Consider the following 21,465-nt stretch of genomic DNA (forward strand, 5'->3'; position numbering starts at 1 on the left):
AAGAAATAAATCAGGCCAAAAACAAAATGAAGACCATGAAAAAACCTACTATCTTAAAAAGTGTAAAAACTGTCATTACATTTGGTACGAACCTACTATCGTACGCAAAATGTCAGCTAGAGGATTTAGAGTTTTATTTTTCTAATTTGAACTTCGGTTTAGATAAAATAATGACTTTAAATAGAAAAAAAGCATCGCAAGCAGTGATGTTTATTCTGTTCTTGCTTTTAAGTTTTACTTCTGTAAACGCTCAGATTGGAAAAGCTTTTACTCCGAGACTTACTGGAGGAAGTATAAAAGTTAAAGGAGATGTTGTTTTAATAGGTAATACTGTTATTAACAAGGTAAACACTGCTCCAACGTATAATCGAAATGGAGCACCTCAAACAGGAGTTCTATTTACAGGAACAGTTACCAATCTTGCGACACTGACAGCTGAGGCTAATACTCCATTTAATTCACCTGGAGATAACAATGATTACAATGTTGAATATATCAATGTTGACCCTGCAACTGGGGTTTTCAGTTCATCTCAAGCTGAATTAAAAATTAATAATAGTTGTAAAAAAATTGTTTTTGCAGGTTTATATTGGTCAGCTATTTATCCTTATGAAAGAAGTACTGATAGCGGAAAGAAATATGATGGTTCATTAAGACCTGCTGATACTTGGAAAACAATTAAATTTAAAACACCGGGAGGAACCTATCAAAATGTAACAGCGGATGAAGTTATTTTTGATGGATATAATTATACTAATGTTCAAAATTCTTTCAAAGATTCTCCTTATGTATGTTTTAAAGATGTAACGACTACTCTACAAGGTTTAGCAAATGCTGATGGTGTTTATACAGTAGGTAATGTACGTGCCGCTTTAGGAAAACGTGATGGTGGTGGTGCTGGAGGATGGTCTTTAGTAGTAATTTACGAAAGTCCAACAATGCCAAGTAAATTCATTTCTGTTTTTGACGGTTATGTAGGTGTTAACCCAGATGCAGGAGGAATTAAAACAGTAGATTATACGGTAAATGGTTTTCAAACGTTACCAGCTCCATTTCCTGTTAATGCAAAAATTGGTGTTGGTGCTCTTGAAGGTGATAACCTTAAAACAGGTGACGATTTACAATTTAAAGCAAATAAATCAAGTGCATTTACAGTTATCTATGATGCAGTTAATCCAATAGGAAACTTCTTTAATGCGACAGTTTCTGCTGATGGATCTCATTATTTATCAAGAAATCCTAATAGTACTAATACTATGGGATTTGATATTGATCATGTTATTATTCCAAATCCACCATCAAGTTCTGGTGCAATAAATAGTGTTGTTCCAAATGATGAAACAGGCGCTACTTTAAGGCTTACGACTTCTAGTGACGGTTATGGTGCTTTCTTGTCAACTTTTGCTGTTGAAATTATCGAACCAACAATATTGTTGACAAAACAAGTTTTTGATACAAATGGTGCAGATGCTAGCTTAAAAGATGTGACTTTAGGAGAGCAATTAAACTATGTAATTGGATTTGAAAATCAAGGTAATGATGATGCTAAAGAATTTGTAATTAAGGACGTATTGCCAAAAAACATTAATTTCAATTTCCCTGGTGATATTACTTCACTTCCAACAGGAATGACAATTGCAAATAATGTTACTTATGATGCAGCAACAAGAACAATTCTTTTTAAAATTCCTGACGCTTTAGTTAAAAAGAATTTAATTCCTGGTCCTCCATTTGTTAGAAGTACAATTAGATTCAGCGTAAAAGTTGTTCCTACTTGTAATGAATTGAGTGATGCTTGTGATAATATTATTAAGAACTCAGCTTATGCTACTTATAAGGGAGATATTAATAAAAACCAAATTACAGATGATCCGAGTTTGTCGTCATATACTTCATGTAATCTTGGAACACCTCAATCTACAAACTTCTTAGTTGGAGTTAAAGATTGTAAGTTTACACAAAATGTAGTTTTATGTAGCGCAAGCCAAGTAATTAAAGCATCAGACGGATATGCTAGTTACACTTGGACAGGACCTGGGTCATTTTCTGCAACAGGTCAATCTGTTACAGTAACGCAACCTGGTGTTTATAAAGTTACAGGAATTGCAAACAAACCATGTACTGATTATACAGAGGAAATTACAGTAGTTCCTTTTGGAGGAATTGCTACGAATCCTGTTATCGATTATGCTAGTCAAGTAGTACAGTGTACAAGTAATGGTAAGTTGTTACCAAACATTTTCTTGTGTGGGGCAAATTCATATAAAGATATTCCAACAGGAATTAATGATGGTTCCGTAATTATTTGGGAGAAACTAGATGAAAGTAGCTGTACAGCATCAACTAGCCAAAACTGTGCTAACGAAGGAACTTCTTGTACATGGACAAAAGTTGGTGAAGGACCTACTTATAGAGCTGATCAATCAGGTCAATTCCGTTTGACATTAAATTATACTGGTGGTTGTTTTAACCGTTTTTATTTCAATGTTTATAAAAACGTATTTAATCCAACAGAAACACATAAAGATATTATGTGTGGAAAAGCTGGAAGCATAACTGTTGGTGGAGGATCTGCTCAGTACCAATATGCAATTGCTGAACAAACAGCTAATCCTGTGCCAGGTGCTTATCAGTCTAGTCCAACATTTTCAATTAGCGGAAGTGGTTGGGGAACAGGAGTAACACAAAAAACATATATTATTTATATCAAACAAGTTGGTGTAACTACCAATCCTTGTATTTTTAATATTGGTGATATTGTAATTAGAAAAAGAGATTTCAGTATGACTGCTACTGCATCTCAGCCTTTGTGTAATGGTGATCTAGGTCAGGTATTAATTGTAGCAAACGATGCTGATCCTCAGTATACTTTTAATATTTACAGAAAATCACCTAAGACACTTGTAAATACTTCTGGAAAAATTTCAAACAATCAATATTTATATGATCAATTAACAACTGGTCGTACTTATACGGTAGAGGTTATTACTGATGATGGTTGTACAGCAACTCAGGATATTACAATTAATTCTGTTGCAAAACTTACTGTAACACCTGCGATGTCTCCAGCTTTAACAGCTTGTCAAGATGGTGGCATTAAGTTAACTATCGCAGGAGGAACTTCGCCATATTATTATTCACTTAATGGTGGAGATTATGTACTTTATACAGGTGCTACAATTCCGGTAACATTCGCAACGTTGCCAGCAGGAGGAGTTTATAATATTAGTGTTTCTGATGCAAATGGATGTAAAGCAACAAATTCGATTACATTTACAGCAAGTCCTAAACCAGTATATACCATCAGTAAAACAGATATTAAGTGTTATTCTGATAAAGGTGAGATTAGAGTTAATGTTACTGCGCAGAATGGTTATACAATGCAGTATAGTATTAATAACGGTTCAACATGGAGTAGTAATGGAACATTCTCAAACTTAAGCGGAGGTACTTATAATGTCTTAGTAAAATATACATTATCAGGAACAACTTGTACAGATCCAGTTCAGGTAATAACAATTGATTCGCCAACATCTGAATTAACAGGTTCTGGAGGTGTGGCAGAATTAGCAGGATGTACACTAGGTGGAAATGGTGGTAAATTAAGAATTACAAACGTTTCAGGTGGAGTAGCTCCTTATCAATATAGTTTTGACGGAGGTTCAACTTGGCAGTCATCTCCTGAAAAAGATGTCTTACAAGGAACATACATCCTTGTTATTAAAGATAATGTAGGATGTACTTATACAATTCCTTACAATGTTAAATTAGATCCAAAACCTGCAGATCCAACAATTACCATTGCTCCTGTTGTTTACAATTGCGATGGAACTGGAAAAACAACGGCAACTGTTACAAATACAGGAGGATCAAATTATACTTATGAATACTATTTAGACGGTGTTGCAAATACACCTATTACAAATAATGTATTCAATAATATTCCGACAGGTTCTCATGAAATTGTTGTAAAATATAATCTTGTTGCGGCATCTACTTATAGTAATTTATTAAAAGAAGATTTCGGAAGAGGAGCTCCTACTACCAGTCCTGGTATTGCGGCGGCTTATTGCTTTAACAATCAAGATGTAAATATTCATACTTGCCCTAATCCTACAAGATCTGTTGAGGATAATCAATATTCTGTAGCTAGTTTCTTTTGGAGAAGCGACACAGCATGGTATCCATTTAAAGATCACACTTCTAATGGTACTGTTGCCGATGGAAGGTATTTATTAGTAAATATTGGTTCGGCTGCGGGTGACTACGGTATTTTATATAGCAAACCAATCGCTGACGTTATTCCAAATCAGCCAGTAAAAGTAGATTTGGCTGTTGCCAATTTATTAAACGCAGGTGTTGACGGAGCGGCTCCAATTGTTCGATTTGAATTAGTGGATCCATCAGGAAATGTTGTTGCTCGTGTTGATACTGGAAAAATTGCTGAAGCTAAAAACGACCCAAACAGAACAAAATGGATTGAGATTCCTACAATTTCTTTAAATCCAGGAAATAATACAAACCTGACATTTGTTATTCGTTCAGGAAGTTTAGAATATAACGGAAACGACTTATTGATTGATGATATTTCGGTTTATCAATTACCTAAATCATGTTTATCTTCGAGAGATTTCCCATTTGAAGTTGGAAGCGATAAAGCATTTACTGTTTTAGATCCAACAATTCAAAATGTAGCTTGTAGCGGTGGAAACACAGGTTCTATTACTATTACAGCTCAAAATTTTAACGGAAGTTTTTACTATTCTGTAAATGGGGGAACTTTAAAAAGTTCTACTACATCTCCAGTAACAATCAATGGATTAACAGCTGGTAATTATACGGTTGTAGTTCAAAGTGACGCTGCGGGAAGCTGTTCAAAAACATTTAGTAAAACAGTAGGAACCCCTACTCCGGTTACAGTTACAGCTCAGGTTACAACCCCACCAACATGTACAACTGGTGCTACAATTACGGCTACAGCTACTGGAGGTACAACTCCTTATAAATATGAGCTTAGAGCAGCAAATGGTGTTACCGTTATTACTTCATTCCAGGATTCAGCAGTATTCCCAGATGTGCCAACAGGAACATATACAATTGTTGCAAAAGATTTGAATAACTGTCCTTCTGCAGCTTCTGCGGCAGTTATTGTTAATGTTCCAACACCTCCTACAGCAACTTTAGCAAGTACATCAGACTTATGTTATGATGCTGCTGATAAAGCAACAATTGTTGTGACGGCTACAGGAACAGGTACTTTGACATATAGTTTAGATGGTGCAGCTGGAGTTACAACAAATACATTTACAAATGTGGGTGTGGGAACACACAGTGTAGTAGTAACGGATAGTAATAATTGTAAAGCAACAGTCGGTAATATTGTTGTTGCACCAGAATTAAAAGCAACTCCAACTATTACTAAAACATTAGATTGTAATACAACTGGAGCAACTATTAAAGTTGATGTTTCTGGAGGTACAGCACCTTATACTTACAGAGCGAAATTAGATTCAAATCCTTATGGATCTAGTATAAGTATTACAGGAACTTCATTTAATTATGCAGCTCCTTCTGCAGGAACTTATACATTTGAAATTTCAGATTCAAATAGCCCAACTTCATGTAAAGCTATAATTACAGCTACTGTGGATGCTATTACTAATCCAACTGTTGTTGCACAGCCAGTACAAATTGCTTGTAATGGTGGCTCTACAGGAGAGGTTACTTTAGTAGCTTCTGGAGGATCGGGAAGTTATACTTATAGTTTTAATAATAGTGCATTTTCATCTACTATAAAATATACTGGTTTAAAAGCAGGAATTGCTTATCCATTCCAGGTAATCGATAATAAAGGATGTAAATCAGGAATTGGTTCAATTACATTAACTGAACCAACAGTTGTTCAAGGAACAATTTCTGCAACAGAACTTACATGTAGTTCTACTGGAACAGTTCCAGCTGTTGTTACTGTAACAGGATCTGGAGGAACAGGACCTTACCAATATAGTTTCAACGGAACTTCAAACTTTACTTCTGTTAATACATATTCAACATCAGTTGCTGGTACAGTAACAGCTTATATTAAAGACAATAATAACTGTCAAATTGGACCATTAAGTGTTACAATTGCGACTTTATATCAAATTACTGATATTACTATTACTGATAGCGGTTATGATTGTTCTACAACTCCTCCAGGAGGACATGTTAATATTGCTGCTGTAAAAGGTGGTGTTTCTGCGCCAATTCGTTATCAGATTATTTCAGGTCCAGCAGGATATGATACAGCAACTAATTCTGATGGTGAGTTTAAATCATTAACTCCAGGAAATTATATTTTCCAAGCAACAGATATTAAAACAGGTTGTTCATTTACAAAATCATATACAGTTAATGGATCTCCTGATATTACTACAGGAGGATCAGTTCTTACAAACATTAAGTGTTATGGTGGTACAGGAACAATTCAGTTTACAATTAACGGAATTAAGAGCAGATATGATTATGTTATTACAAATGGCTCAGGAACTACTATTCAAAGTGCGAATAACGTAGCAGGAGCAGGGAATAACACGATTAGTGTACCTGCAGCTCAACCAGTGGGTTCTTATACGATTACAGCAACAGACAGAACAACAAAATGTCAGTCTTCATATACAGTAAACTTAACACAGCCTGCTGCTGTTTTAGATGTTACTGCAACAGCACCGAATGTTAACTGTAATAATTATACAACAATTATTACTGCAGTTGGAACAGGAGGAACAACTAGTTATACATATGCTGTAGTGCAAAAAGGCGCTGCTGCTCCATCAACTTACGGAACAGATCCAAAATTAACTGTAAATACAGTTAATGGTACTGTTATGGATTGGGATGTTTACATTAAAGATGCTAACGGATGTACGGATTTTGTATCTATTAAAATATTAAAAGATGCAGTACCTGCAGTTACAGCAGTGTTAAATAATCAATGTACGGGTTCAGGAAATAGCTTTACAATTACTGCTACAGGTACAGGAGGTACAGGTGCTTTACAATACGGAATCAACGGAGTTGGAGGAGCGTTCTCTTCAAACAATGTTTTCAATGTTACTGCTTCAGCAACTCCATATACTGTTTGGGTAAAAGATGCAAATAATTGTACTGCTCAAGCTACACCAATTACAGTTTATCCACAATTAACAGCAACTACCACTGTAAAAGAATTGGATTGTTCTACAACAAGTCCAGATGCAACTATTACGGTTAATGGAAATGGAGGAAATGCTCCTTATAAATATGAAGTTTCTACAAATGGAGGAACTACTTATACTTTAATGGCTTCTAATGTTTACACGACTTCAACAGCTGGAACATTCTTAATTAGAGTTACAGATGCGAACGGTTGTACATTTGTAACGACTACTCCAATACTTTCTATTTCTAATCCAACAGTTACAGCAAACCCAGTAATTAATGTTAGTTGTAATGGAGGAACAGACGGTTCAGTACAATTAATTGGAGCTGGAGGTTCATTAACAGGAGGTCAGAATTATCAATATAGCAAAGACGGTATCACTTATGGATCTGCTTCTTCTTTCACAGGATTAGTTGCAGGTGATCACGATTTCTTTGTAAAAGACAGTAAAGGGTGTGTTGGTAAAGTAACAGTTACTATTACAGAACCAACTAAATTAGTAATTAGTGCTACATCAACAGGTTTTACTTGTAGCACGACTAATACAAAAGTTGCAGGTTCGGTAACGATAAATGTGCCTACAACAGGAACTTCACCATACGAATACAGCTTTAATGGCGGTGGATATGGAGCGGGAAGAACGTTGACAGTAAACGACAATGGATCAGACCAGACGATCAACTATTCTGTTAAAGATGCAAAAGGATGTATCACAAACGGATCAGTTGTTTTAAATAAATTGAATTCGCCAAAAATCAATACAGCTACTGCTTCAGCGGTTACATGTACAGCTACCACAAGTACAGTTACTGTAACGACAACAGCAGGGACAGGAGTTGGCACACTGGCTTACGCTATCACTGCACCGGCATCTGCTGTGGGCAATGTTACAGGAGCGAGCTCTGGAGTATTCACAGGCTTGGCACCGAATGCGACCTATACTTTCAAGGTTACGGATGCCAACGGATGCTACGACACCAAATCGGTGACGGTAAATCCGGTTACGGTGATCGCTATCGCGGGCAACAAGAACAATGATGCTACGTGCAAGGGCACTTCTACAGGAAAAGGTACTTATACCATTTCAGGAATTGCAACAGTTGGGAATTATTCATTCACATTGACGGCAGGTACTTTAGGTACAGGCACGTTGACAAAATCTGGCAATACGCTGACATTAAACAACGTAGCAGCAGGAACGTACACTGTGGAGGTAAAAGACCTTGCTACAGATTGTACGAACTCAGTTAGCATAGTAATTGGCGAGCCAGCATTGGCATTGGATGTTACGGCAGTTGCCACAAACATCAACTGCAACAATGACAACGCGACAATCACAGCTACGGCTACAGGCGGAACAACCAACTACAGCTATGCGGTTGTGCTGCATAATGCTGCGGCTCCATTAGCGGCGGCTTATGGCCCAAGCGCTACCCTTACAGTTGATACTAACAGCGGGGCGAACATGAACTGGGATGTATATGTAAAAGATGCAAACGGATGTACAGACCTAGTTGGGGTTTCATTATCTTCTGACCCGGTTCCAACGGTAACGGCAGTATTGAGCAATCAGTGTACGGCTTCAGGAAGCGGATTTACGATCACAGCTACAGGAGCGGGAGGCAAAGGCACGCTGCAGTACGGAATCAACGGAGTTGGCGGAGCCTTCTCAACAAACAACGTGTTCAATGTTTCTGCTTCGGCTACAGCTTACACGGTTTGGGTAAAAGATGCCAATAACTGTACGGCTTCAGCGACTCCGATCATGGTTTACCCTCAATTGACGGCTACCATCAGGGTGAGCAAAGAGCTGGACTGCAGCGCTACTCCGAATGCAGAAATCACAGTTGATATTTCAGGCGGAAAATCTGGATACACATACAGAGTTGATCCTGGAACAGGAACCTACGGCTCTAGCACTCCAGTGACGGGCACTCAGATTGTTTATGCAAACGCTGCAACAGCTGGAACATATAATTTTGAGATCACAGATTCAAATACGCCGGCTTGTACGAAGATAGTTTCTATTGCAGTAAACCCTATCACCAACCCTACAGTAACGGCTACTCAGGTAAACGTTACTTGCAACGGAGGCTCGAACGGATCTGTATTGTTGAGAGGAGCAGGCGGATCAGGATCTTACTCTTACAGCACTTCTCTTGCAGGCACATATGGCGCAAGCAACAGCTTTACAGGACTTGCTGCAGGATTGCATACTTTCTATGTAAAAGACAGCAAAGGCTGTACAGGAAGTGTTGATGTTACGATCACAGAGCCTACGGCTATCGTGGCTACTCCATCGGCGACGAAGTTCACATGTAGCGCAACCAATGCAAAGCAATCAGCATTGATCACAGTTACAGGAACAGGCGGAACGGGAGCTTATACGTACAGCTACAACAACGGAACAAGCTTTGTGGCAGGCAATACATTGTCAGTAAACGACAATGGAGCTTCACAAACTTTCAATATTATCATAAAAGACGCTAACGGCTGTCTTTCACCAATGGTGCCGATTACATTGGCTCCATTGAATTCGCCAAAAATCAATACAGCTACTGCTTCAGCGGTTACATGTACAGCTACCACAAGTACAGTTACTGTAACGACAACAGCAGGGACAGGAGTTGGCACACTGGCTTACGCTATCACTGCACCGGCATCTGCTGTGGGCAATGTTACAGGAGCGAGCTCTGGAGTATTCACAGGCTTGGCACCGAATGCGACCTATACTTTCAAGGTTACGGATGCCAACGGATGCTACGACACCAAATCGGTGACGGTAAATCCGGTTACACCGATTGCAGTAGCAGTTAGTAAATTAAGTGATGTGAAATGTAAAGGAGATTCGACAGGATCTGCTAAATACACAGTTTCAGGATTTAGTGCTACTGGAAACTACACCGTTGCAATTACAAGTAACCCAACAGGTTTACCATACACAATGAGTACTACGGGAGATGTGATTACTTTGACAGGATTGTCTATTGGTGATTATACAGTTTCTGTAGAAGATAATACTACTCATTGTCCTGCAAGTGCTACAATCACGATTAGTGAACCAACAAACCCTTTAACGGCAAGTTATGCAACAGTTAATGCTAACTGTCTTGTTGGTACTTCAAAAGTAACAGTTACTGCTGGGGGCGGAACAATCGCTTACAAATATGCTTTCGTTCATGATTTAGTATTACCAAATGCTTCTGATTTTGGACCAAGCAACGTTGCATATCTTGACCCAGCAACAACAAATTGGGATGTTTATGTAAGAGATGCTAACAATTGTGAAGTTAAATTAGACGTGACAATTGCTAAAGATAATGCACCAACAGTTACAGCTTCTGCTGTAGGCCAATGTTTAGGAGTTGGTACATATACTATTACTGCAAGCGGTACTGGAACGGGTACTTTACAATATAGTATTAATGGAACTTCTTATCAGGCAGGTAATACATTTGCGGTTACTACGGCTGGTACTTATAACATTTGGGTAAAAGACGCAAATGGATGTACGGCTCAAACGACTACTCCAGTTATCGTTAATGATAAATTGACTTTATCTGCTAGATTAGATAAAGACATTACTTGTGTTACCGGAAATGAGGCAGCTAAAATTACTTTAACTGCAGGTGGTGGTAATGGAGTGTATACGTACTCATTCACAAGTTCACCAGTTGCACCATCAGCAACTCTATCTGGAAATGTCTTGACTACAAATGATGCAGGTGATTATATCTTCACAGTAACTGATGGACTTGGTTGTACAACCACTACAACAGTACCTGTTAAGATTACTGTACCAGTTAATCCTGATTTCACTATGACTAAAGGACCAGATATTCTTTGTAACAAAGATGAATCTGGATCATTAAATATTGTGATCGATCAAACTAAAGGACTTGCTCCTTACACAATAGAAGTTTTAAATACGACTACAGGTCATCCTTATGGAACACAAACATCTGGTTTAGCTGCGGGTAATTATAGTGTTAAAGTTACAGATGCAAAAGGATGTTCAGTAACTAAAAATATTACTATTTCTGAACCACCAGCTTTAGTAGTGGTTTGGGATAAAAACGATATGCACTGTGATGCAAGTACAGGTGGTGTATCAAAAGGAGAAATCATCATTCAATCAGTAACCGGTGGTACTGGTCCTTATGATTACTATGTTACTGGAGTTAATGGTTATGTGGGTGAGGCTCATGGTATTCCAGGTACTAGTGTTATATTTGAAGTTGTTGATTTTGGTTTTTACCAAATTAGAGTTGTTGATACAAATGGTTGTTCTGTATTTAAGAAGGACGTTTTGATTGCAGCACCACTTACTAGTGTTGGAATTACAATTGATACTGCTGCAAGTTGTTCAGCTACTGGTGGCTCAGCTACTATTACAATTGACGGTGCTTACGCTGGAGCAGGACCATTCCATTTTAATATCTATAAAGGTCCAAGCACTCCTCTGTTTGTTGCTGATGGAACAAATGGCTGGATAGGCGAAACATCTCCTAGACAAGCAGTTTATACTGGCTTAACACCGGGTATATCATATACTTTTATTGTTTATTCTGAAAGTACTGGATGTTACTACTTCCAAGCAGCACCAGATCCAATTCCAACTAATTCTCAATTGGAAGTTGTGAAGGATGTCGCTAGTAATATTACTTGTAAAAATGCGGGTAATGGAAGCATTAAATTTGCTATTAAAAATAACTATCTTGCCGCTACTGTAGATGTACGTTATTCAATTCATCAGGCATTTACGAATGTTGAAATTGTTCCACCTACTACTATAACGAATTTAGCTGCGGGAGCAACAACTAGCGATATTACGATTGGATCATTAGGTACTGGAACATACTATATATTGGTTGAAGAGATCAATGGACCTAATGTTGGTTGTTCAGTAGTTTCAAAAACAAACTTTACAATTGAAGAATCAGCTATTGATTTATCACTTTCAGCTTCAGCTACTTCAATTGCAGACTGTACGAATTTAGGAACTATTTCAGCTCAGGCAAAGGATGGAACAGGACCTTATACTTATCAAGTAGTTGCGGCAGGAGATTCTCCTTCGACTACTGCTTGGGTATCAAGCAATACATTCACTAGAGCAGGAAGTGTTACAGGAATCGATTATGATGTTTACACGAAAGATGCTTTTGGTTGTATCAAATTTGTAACTGTAAAAGTTTTCAAATATAAAGACCCAACAATCAATGTTCCACCAGCTATCTGTTATACAGGTGTTCCATTTACATTTACAATTCCTGGAACGGTTGATTCTGCAATTGTTGGTGGTGCAACATATAGTGTAAATGGAAGTGTATTCCAAACTTCACCAGATTTTACATTTAATGCTGCAGGAACTTACAATTTAGTAATTAAAGACGGTAAAGGATGTACTGCTACAATACCATTTGAGGTTAAACCACAACTTAAACTTGATGTTAAACAAACTAGAGATTTAAGCTGTATCGTTGGAAGTGAAGATGCTCAATTTACTTTAACAGCTACAGATGGTTATAGTCCTTATGTTTATACATATACTTATAATGGAGGTACAAGTACTGCGGTACCAGCTGTACCAGGTAATGTTTTAACAGCAAGTAGTATTGGTACGTACGTGTTTACAGTTACTGATGCTAAAAACTGTCAAGCAACTTATACAATCAACTTAGATGCTATTCCAACAATAGACTTTGCAGTTTCTTCTGTAAATACTAGTTGTAATGGAGGTTCTGACGGAACGATTACGGCAGTTGTTGCTACAGGTGTTGGTCCATTTAAATACCAATTAGAAGATGGGGCAACTATTGTTAGAGCATACCAAGATTCAAATGAATTTAAAAACTTGCCAGCAAAAACTACTTATGTAGTAAGAGTTAAAGATGCAAGAGAATGTACAGTTACTAAACCAATTACTATTGGTCAGCCAACAATCTTGTCAGCTACGTCATCAGTGACAACTGCTTTATCATGTACGTCAGGCAACGCGCCATCAAAGGCTGTGGTTACGGTTGTGCCGTCAGGCGGAACTACGCCATACCAGTACAGCTATGACAATGGGGCAAGCTATTCTTCAACCGCTACCTACGAGACATTCGCAGGAGCTACATTTGATGTAATGGTTAAGGATGCCAACGGATGTACGGTTACCATCACAAACGGTGTGAACGTACCGGCATTGAACCCGCCGACTGATATGGATATAGTTGGAACACCAATCTACTGCCTGCCGGCAGCTAGACAAACCAGTACGGTTACGATCAGCAACGTACAGAACGGAGTTGGAACAAAATCATTTGCGATCTTGTCTCCTGCTTCACAAACTGGAAACGTTTCTGGTGCGGCAAGCGGTATATTCACCAACTTGCCAGCAGGTACATACTTGTTTGAAGTAAAAGACGCGAACAACTGTACTTATGAGGAATCATATACGATAGATCCGGTAACCAATATTGCGGTTGCAGGACAATTGACTGCAGATGTTTCTTGTAATGGAGGCAATGACGGTTCTGCAACATTCACTGTTTCAAACAATACAGGAGCATTCACTTATGCTTTCACGACAGGTACAGGCACGCTTGCACTGTCTGGAAACGTTGTTACTGCTACTGGCTTGGTTGCAGGAAACTATGTATTGCAGGTTACAGACAATACGACTCAATGTACGGCTACGGCATCAATTACGGTAGGCCAGCCAGCTGCATTGTCGTTAGTTGCCAATCCTTTTGTGAACGCGAACTGTAATGCAGATGCTCAGGCAAGCGTTGTGGCTTCAGGCGGAACAGCTCCATATACTTACTCATTCGTGGTAAGAGGTGCAGGTGCAGGAACTTATACAAGCTCTGACAGCGCTATGCTGAATCCTGCAACTTCATTGGATTGGGATGTTTATGTTAAGGATGCCCACAACTGTGTTATCACAGCGCCGCTTCAGATCTCAATCGTTAAGGATGCTTCTCCAACAATTGTTGCACCAGCTCCAGTTTGTTTCCAAGGCGTAGCAATCGCGATTGATTTGTCAGTTGGCCAGACAGTACCGGTTGGAACACCGAAATATTCAATCAATGGATCGGTTCAGACGAGCCCTATTTATAATATCACAGCTCCGGGAACATATCAATTAAGCATTATTGATGGCAACGGATGCGAATCAAATATCGTTAGTTATGAAGTTAAGCCTCAGGTTACTTTGGTGGCAGAGCTTCTTCAGGATCTGACATGTACTTTGGCTGCAGACATCAAATTGACTCCAGGCGGAGGAACAGGAGTTTATCCTACTTATGAGGTTGAAATCAACAACAGCGGAACTTATGTGGCTCTTCCTGCGGCTTATGCGGCTGGAACATATAAATTCAGAGTTACCGATTCTCAGGGATGTATGGCTGTGTCAAATATTATCACAGTGACACCGACAACAACTCCGACAGCAACATTTGCACAAACAAATGTAAGCTGCAAAGGCGGAAGCAACGGAAGCATCGTAGTTACGGCTGCTGACGGAATTTCTCCATACAAATACCAATTATCGCAAGGAGCTACTATATTGAAAGCTTTCAGCACTGCCGATACATTTACAGATTTGGCAGCAGGAAATTACGATATCCAGGTAATGGATGCTAAGGGATGCGTTTCAGCGAAAGTTCCTGTAACTATTACTGAGCCGACATTATTGACAGCTACATCATCAGTGACAACTGCTTTATCATGTACGTCAGGCAACGCGCCATCAAAGGCTGTGGTTACGGTTGTGCCGTCAGGCGGAACTACGCCATACCAGTACAGCTATGACAATGGGGCAAGCTATTCTTCAACCGCTACCTACGAGACATTCGCAGGAGCTACATTTGATGTAATGGTTAAGGATGCCAACGGATGTACGGTTACCATCACAAACGGTGTGAACGTACCGGCATTGAACCCACCTACAGACTTGACATTCGCAACAACAGTTCCTGTTACTTGTTTAGTAAATGGTACAGTTGAGATTACAAGTCATACAAATGGTGTTGCGCCATTCCAATATGAGATCCTATCTCCAATTGTAAGAGCTAAACAGCCAGGAACTACATTCGCCAATCTAGATCCAGATACGTATGTATTCCAGATTACAGATGCAAACGGATGTACTTATAATGAGTCTTATACAGTGGCTCCGGTTACAAATATTACAGTTGCAAGTTCATTAATTAAAAATGTTTCTTGTAATGGTGGCGCTGATGGTTCAATTAAGTTTACAGTTGAAAACAAAGCAGGTGGATTTACATATTCATTAAGTCCGGCTGTAGGTACTGCAACGCAAGTTGGTGACGTTATCACAGTAACTAATTTGCCAGCTAATACTTACACACTTTCGGTGATTGATGCTATTACAGGTTGTCCAGCTACGGCTACGATCGATGTTGCTCAACCAGCGATACTAGAGGTTGCTTTAGTTTCTAAAACTCCTGCAAATTGTTACTTAGGTTCTATTGTTACGGTTCAAGCAACAGGTGGAACTCCAGTATATAAATATGCATTTGTTAAAACTGGAGTTACTCCGGTAGCTTCAGACTATACAACTAGTAATAGTACTGTTTTAGCTTATGATGATTTAGGTGCAAATGATTGGGATGTTTATGTACAAGATGCAAACTTGATTTGTTCTGATAAAACAACTATCACGATTACAAAACATGCGGCGCCAACAATTGATCCTAATGCTAATGTGTATTGCTACACTGGTGGACCAGTTCCAATTACAATTACTGGAACGACTGATCCATCAATCGCAACACCACCAATGTATAGTATAGGTAATGGTTATTATGCTAGTCCTAACTTTACATTAAACGCGCCAGGAACTTATGAATTCTTTATAAAAGATGGTAATGGTTGTGTGGCAAAAGCTACTTATGTATTAAGACAAGAATTGTTGATACAAGCAACTCTTACACAAGATTTGAATTGTACAACAAACAATGCTACAATTACATTGAAAGCAACACAAGGTACAGGTGCAGGAACATATTCTTTCGAATATGATCTTAATAACAGTGGAATTTACCAACCAGTTACAGCATTACCATTTGTTACAAGTACAGCTGGAACTTATACTTTCAGAGTAAAAGACGCAGTAACTTGTGAGGCAGTTTCTGTTCCGGTAGTAGTAACACCGCTTACGATTCCAATGTTTAATACAGCAGTTGTAGATGCATTGTGTCAAGGTGATTCAAACGGAAGTATTACTGTAACAGCTTCAAATGGCGTTGCACCTTATAAATACAGTATTAATGGAGGAACTTTTGTTAACTCTAATATTTTTGCTGGATTAAGTAAAGGAACTTATGCAATTTCAGTTATGGATGCAAAAGGATGTTCGTCAGCTTCTGTTAATGTGAATATCAACGAACCTGTTGTTTTAACAGCAGCAAATGTTGTTTCACCATTTGGATGTGATCCATCTAACATTGCAAAAGATGCTTTGGTTACACTAACAGCTCATGATGGTACAGGACCATATAGCTATAGTTTTGATAACGGTGTGACATTTGGAAGTTCTCCAACTCACATTGTAAATGCAGCGTCAACAATTAATTATGTTGTGGTTGATGTTAATGGATGTAGAGCGACAGGATCTGTAACAGTTCCTGCATACAATCCACCAACGAAATTTGATCTTTCGGCTACACCAATTTACTGTAATACAGTGGGAGGAGCGGCTACGATAACAGTGAGCAATATTGTTGGAGGTGTGGCTCCATATAACTATGCTATAGTTCAGCCAGCTGCTTCAGCAACATCAAATGCGACAGGAAGTTTTGCTAATCTGTTACCTGGAACATATCAAATTAAGGTTACAGATACTAATGGATGTAGTACTTTAAGTTCTATTGAAGTTAAAAAAGCAAGCGAAATTAATGTTGATGCACAGTTAATGAGTGACGTATTGTGTAATGGAGGAGCTACAGGTTCTATTGCATTCACAATCAGCAATTATATTGCTCCTGCGAATTATACATTTGCATTGTCACCAAATAATGGAACATTTACAAAAACAGGTGATGTGGTAACATATACAGGATTAACTGCGGCTAGTTACACGTTCACAGTTACTGATAATACATCAGGATGTACTGACAACGTTTCTAACTTTATCGTTAACCAGCCAGTTGCACCATTGAATTTTACAATGACAGCAACAAACATTACTTGTAATAATAAAAATGCAACAATTACAGTAACTGCAACAGGTGGTACTCCGGCATACGGATATGCAGCTGTAGCTAATGGAACTGCCGCTCCAACAGCATTCAGTAGTGATAGCAAAATTGTTGTAGATACTAATAACGGAACTGTTTTAGCATGGGATGTTTATGTGAAAGATCTTAACGGATGTACAACTTTAGTACAAACACAAAATATTTCAACAGCGCCACTTCCAAGCGGTATTACTGCAAGTGTAACAAGTCAATGTCCTAGCGCAGCAGGAACATATGATTTCACAGTTACAGTAACTTCAGGAGTAGGACCATTTGAATACAGTATTGGTGGAGGATTCCAATCAAGTCCTACATTCAGTGTAAATTCTTCAGGATCTTATGATATTACTGTAAGAGATGCTAACGGATGTACAACTACTGTAACAGGTGCTGTAGTTATTAGCGGTGCTCTTGATTTACAATTAGATGTTCAGAAATTGCCAAGCTGTGATTTCCCTGACGGAAGAATTGTGGCTAAAGCTACTGGAGGATCTGGAAATTATAGATATACTTCAGGAGCTTATATTCCAGTAGTTGCTGGAACAACTGCAACATTCAATAATATGGCAGCAGGTTCTCATACTATTACTGTAGAGGATTTGACGACAGGTTGTAAAGATATTGTTACTGTTGAAATGAAAGCAGCTACTCTTATTACAGGCTTGAATTTAGAGAAAACAGATGTTAATTGTAACGGAGAATCAAATGGACGTATTATTGTTCACTTGGCTCCTAATGCACCTGGCGTAAACGATAACCCTGTTTATACATATACTTTAACAGGAACTACTATTGGTGGAGTTCCAGTAAGTGTAGGTCCTCAAGAAGAGAATGTTTTCGATAACCTTCAGGCTGGAGATTATACAGTTAAAGTAACTTCAGGAAGAGGATGTAATGCTCAGGTTGATACTAGAATTATTCAACCAGCTCCTATTGTAGTGAATGCACCAACAGTTTCATCTTTTGTATGTACTACGGGAACAAATACAACAAATTTTGCAAGTATTACAGTTAATTCTGTGACTGGTGGTACTGCTCCTTATATTCTATATGAATTCAGTAAGAACGGAACAGTTGTTCAAAGTAGTAGTTCTAATGTCTACAATGAAACGGATCTTACAGGTGGTACTTATAGCGTAAGAGTATTTGACAGCAAAGGTTGTGAAGGTACTTCTACTGCTCCAATTGTAATTGCACCTTTCATTACTATGGATAAGGTTAATGTAAATGTTGTGACTCCAATTACTTGTATTAATAATGAAACTATTCAAGTTTCTGTTGCTACAACAGGTGGAACTCCAACAGGATTGGTATATACAGTTTCAGGTGTATCAGGAACTGTTTTCAATCAAACGAACTCTACGGGATTATTCTCAGGATTAGCGATCGGAAACTATGCGGTAAGTATTTTCAATCCAACAACAGGATGTACAATTAAGGATTTCCATTTTGTATTTGATCCTAATACATTTGAGATTGACGTAACGCCGGTTAAAGACGAGCTTTGTTATGGAGATGCAGACGGAAGTGTTGATTTAATGTTTGTTGACAACCAATTAAATCCAACAAATGATGCAGGTTCATTTACCTACACAATTACTGGTCCAGTAACAATTACTGGAACTGCAGCTAATGCTGGTCCGGTTAGAATTACAGGATTAAAAGCAGGTCAATATTCTGTAACAGCTAAATTGGTTGGAAGACCAGAGTGTACAGTTACGAATGTATTTACAATTCAGCAACCATTAGCTCCTTTAGCAGTAACGACGACTAAATCTGAAATTACTTGTATCACGGGTAACAATGATGGAGAGATTTCGGCATCAGCTACTGGCGGATGGGGTACAAATTACCAATATGAATTAGTAGGTCCTACTGTTCATATCACATACTCTGATAAGTTTGAGTTTACTGGTTTAACAGCTGGAAACTATACGATCAATGTTAAAGATGAAAATGGATGTATCGCAACAACTAATGTTCAATTAGTAGTTCCTGCTCCAATTGTGGTAACTGCAAGTGCAAATGCATCAATGTTATCATGCTTCGGAAGTAAAGATGGCGTAATTACAGTTAATCAGCCAACAGGCGGACAAGGAAGCAACTACATGTACACATTGAACATTGTATCTGCAAATCCAGTTATTGTTTCAGGACCACAATCAGGTAGAGTATTCTCTAACTTAAGTGCAGGAACTTATACAATAACAGTTACTGATGGATACTCTTGTGAGGCTACTTCTGCAACAATCGTTATTAGCGAGCCGACAGAAGTTCAAGCAACATTAGATGTTTCAAGAGTACAAACATGTATGACGCAGTCTCAGATTACTTTGGGTGCAACAGGTGGGAAAGCGCCTTATACTTATAGTACAACGGCTAACTTTGCAACTGTTATCGGAACGTTTGCATCTTCAGTATCATTTGATGTTCCAGTTGGTACATACCAATACTATGTGAAAGATGCTAGTGGTTGCGTTGGATTTGTTTCTAATGCAGTTAAAATCGATCCTCTTGTTCCTCTAACATTAGAGTTAGATGTAACTAATGCAGTTGTGAAATGTCAGGGTGAAACAACAGGAGTAATTGTTGCAAAAGCTATTGGTGGTCTTGGAAATTACCGTTACACATTGTTAAACAATGCTGGAACTGCAATTCGCCCAGCTCAGGCAGATGGAAGATTCGAGAATCTTGCAATTGGAACATACAGTGTAAAAGTTGATAGCCAAGATTGTACATTTACATCTAAAGCTATTGTTATCACAGAGCCTGCAACGCCAGTAACTGCTCAGTTTAATGTGACTAATGTTTCTTGCTTCGGTGAAAACAATGGTAAATTAGAAATTCTTGCTCAAGGTGGAACAGGAGTTATCAAATATGCTCTTTCTCCAAACTTGAACCAATTTGATGATGTTCATGTATTCGAGAAATTATCACCTGGTAATTACCAAGTAATTGTTCAGGATGCAAACGGATGTTTCATCTTACATGATTTCACAATTACGCAACCAGAATTATTGAGAGGAAAAGAAGTTCCAAACTCTATGATTCCTGAAGTTTGTGTTGGTGATAAAGATGGTGCATTTAGTGTTGAGATTTTAGGTGGTACAGCTCCATACAAAGTAAGTCTTGATGTTGAAAAAGGACCATTTACAAATGGTGCAGTAGGTCAAACAATATTTGACTTTACTAAATTGACAGGTGGTAAACATACAGTTTACTTTACAGATGCGGCTGGATGTATGAACTATGTTGAAATTAATATGCCATTGCCGGTTGTTCTAGATCCGAAAGCGGAAATAAACTATGACTGTGTGGATAATCATGCTGCTAACAGAGTAACTATCACTGTTGATGCAAGTATTACAAACCCAGCAGACGTAGATTACAAACTTGATGCGACTGGTGCTTACCAATCAAGCAATATTTTCACTAATCTTGCTCCAGGTAATCACTACGTAACAGCTAGACATACTAATGGATGTGAAGTTCCAACAGTAAGTTTCGAAATTAAAGCTGTTAAACCATTGGCAATTGCTTTAGCCGCAGGTAAACCTGAAATGAACGTTATTTCAGTAGTTGCAACAGGTGGAGCTCCAGCTTATGAGTATAGTTTCAATGGAGAACCGTTTAGCTCTTCTACTAAATTCAAAATCTACAAATCTGGTGATTATGTAATAGTAGTTAGAGATCAAAACGGATGTACAGCAACGATTACAGTACCAATGAAATATATTGATGTTTGCTTAGACAATTACTTTACTCCTAACGGAGATGGTGTTTACGATACTTGGGGTCCTGGTTGTACTAATATTTACAACAACCTTGAATTCTCAATCTTTGATAGATACGGTCGTGTAATTGCTAAATATCACTATGGTCAAAAATGGGACGGAAGATACAATGGTGAGGAATTGCCTTCTGGTGATTACTGGTATGTTCTTAAACTAAATGACGAGAAAGATGCAAGAGAGTTTGTTGGACATTTCACTTTATACAGATAACAAAATAATTGCCCCTATGATGTTATCTAAAAAA

Annotated in this window: 1 protein-coding gene; it reads left to right on the forward strand. The window is 38.3% G+C overall.

The window, feature by feature from the left end:
- Positions 1-35: 35 nt before the first annotated feature.
- The gene (locus AAYQ19_RS12340; RefSeq protein WP_343536619.1) at positions 36-21,431 is read left to right on the forward strand and encodes a T9SS type B sorting domain-containing protein; all 21,396 of its coding nucleotides are present in this window, start codon (positions 36-38) and stop codon (positions 21,429-21,431) included.
- Positions 21,432-21,465 lie beyond the last annotated feature (34 nt).

The organism is Flavobacterium mesophilum, assembly GCF_039581405.1.
Lineage (GTDB): Bacteria > Bacteroidota > Bacteroidia > Flavobacteriales > Flavobacteriaceae > Flavobacterium.

What these genes read in the sequence shown, in the direction of transcription:
- AAYQ19_RS12340 (WP_343536619.1), top strand. Translation starts at nt 36, where the DNA reads ATGAAAAAACCTACTATCTTAAAAAGTGTAAAAACTGTCATTACATTT.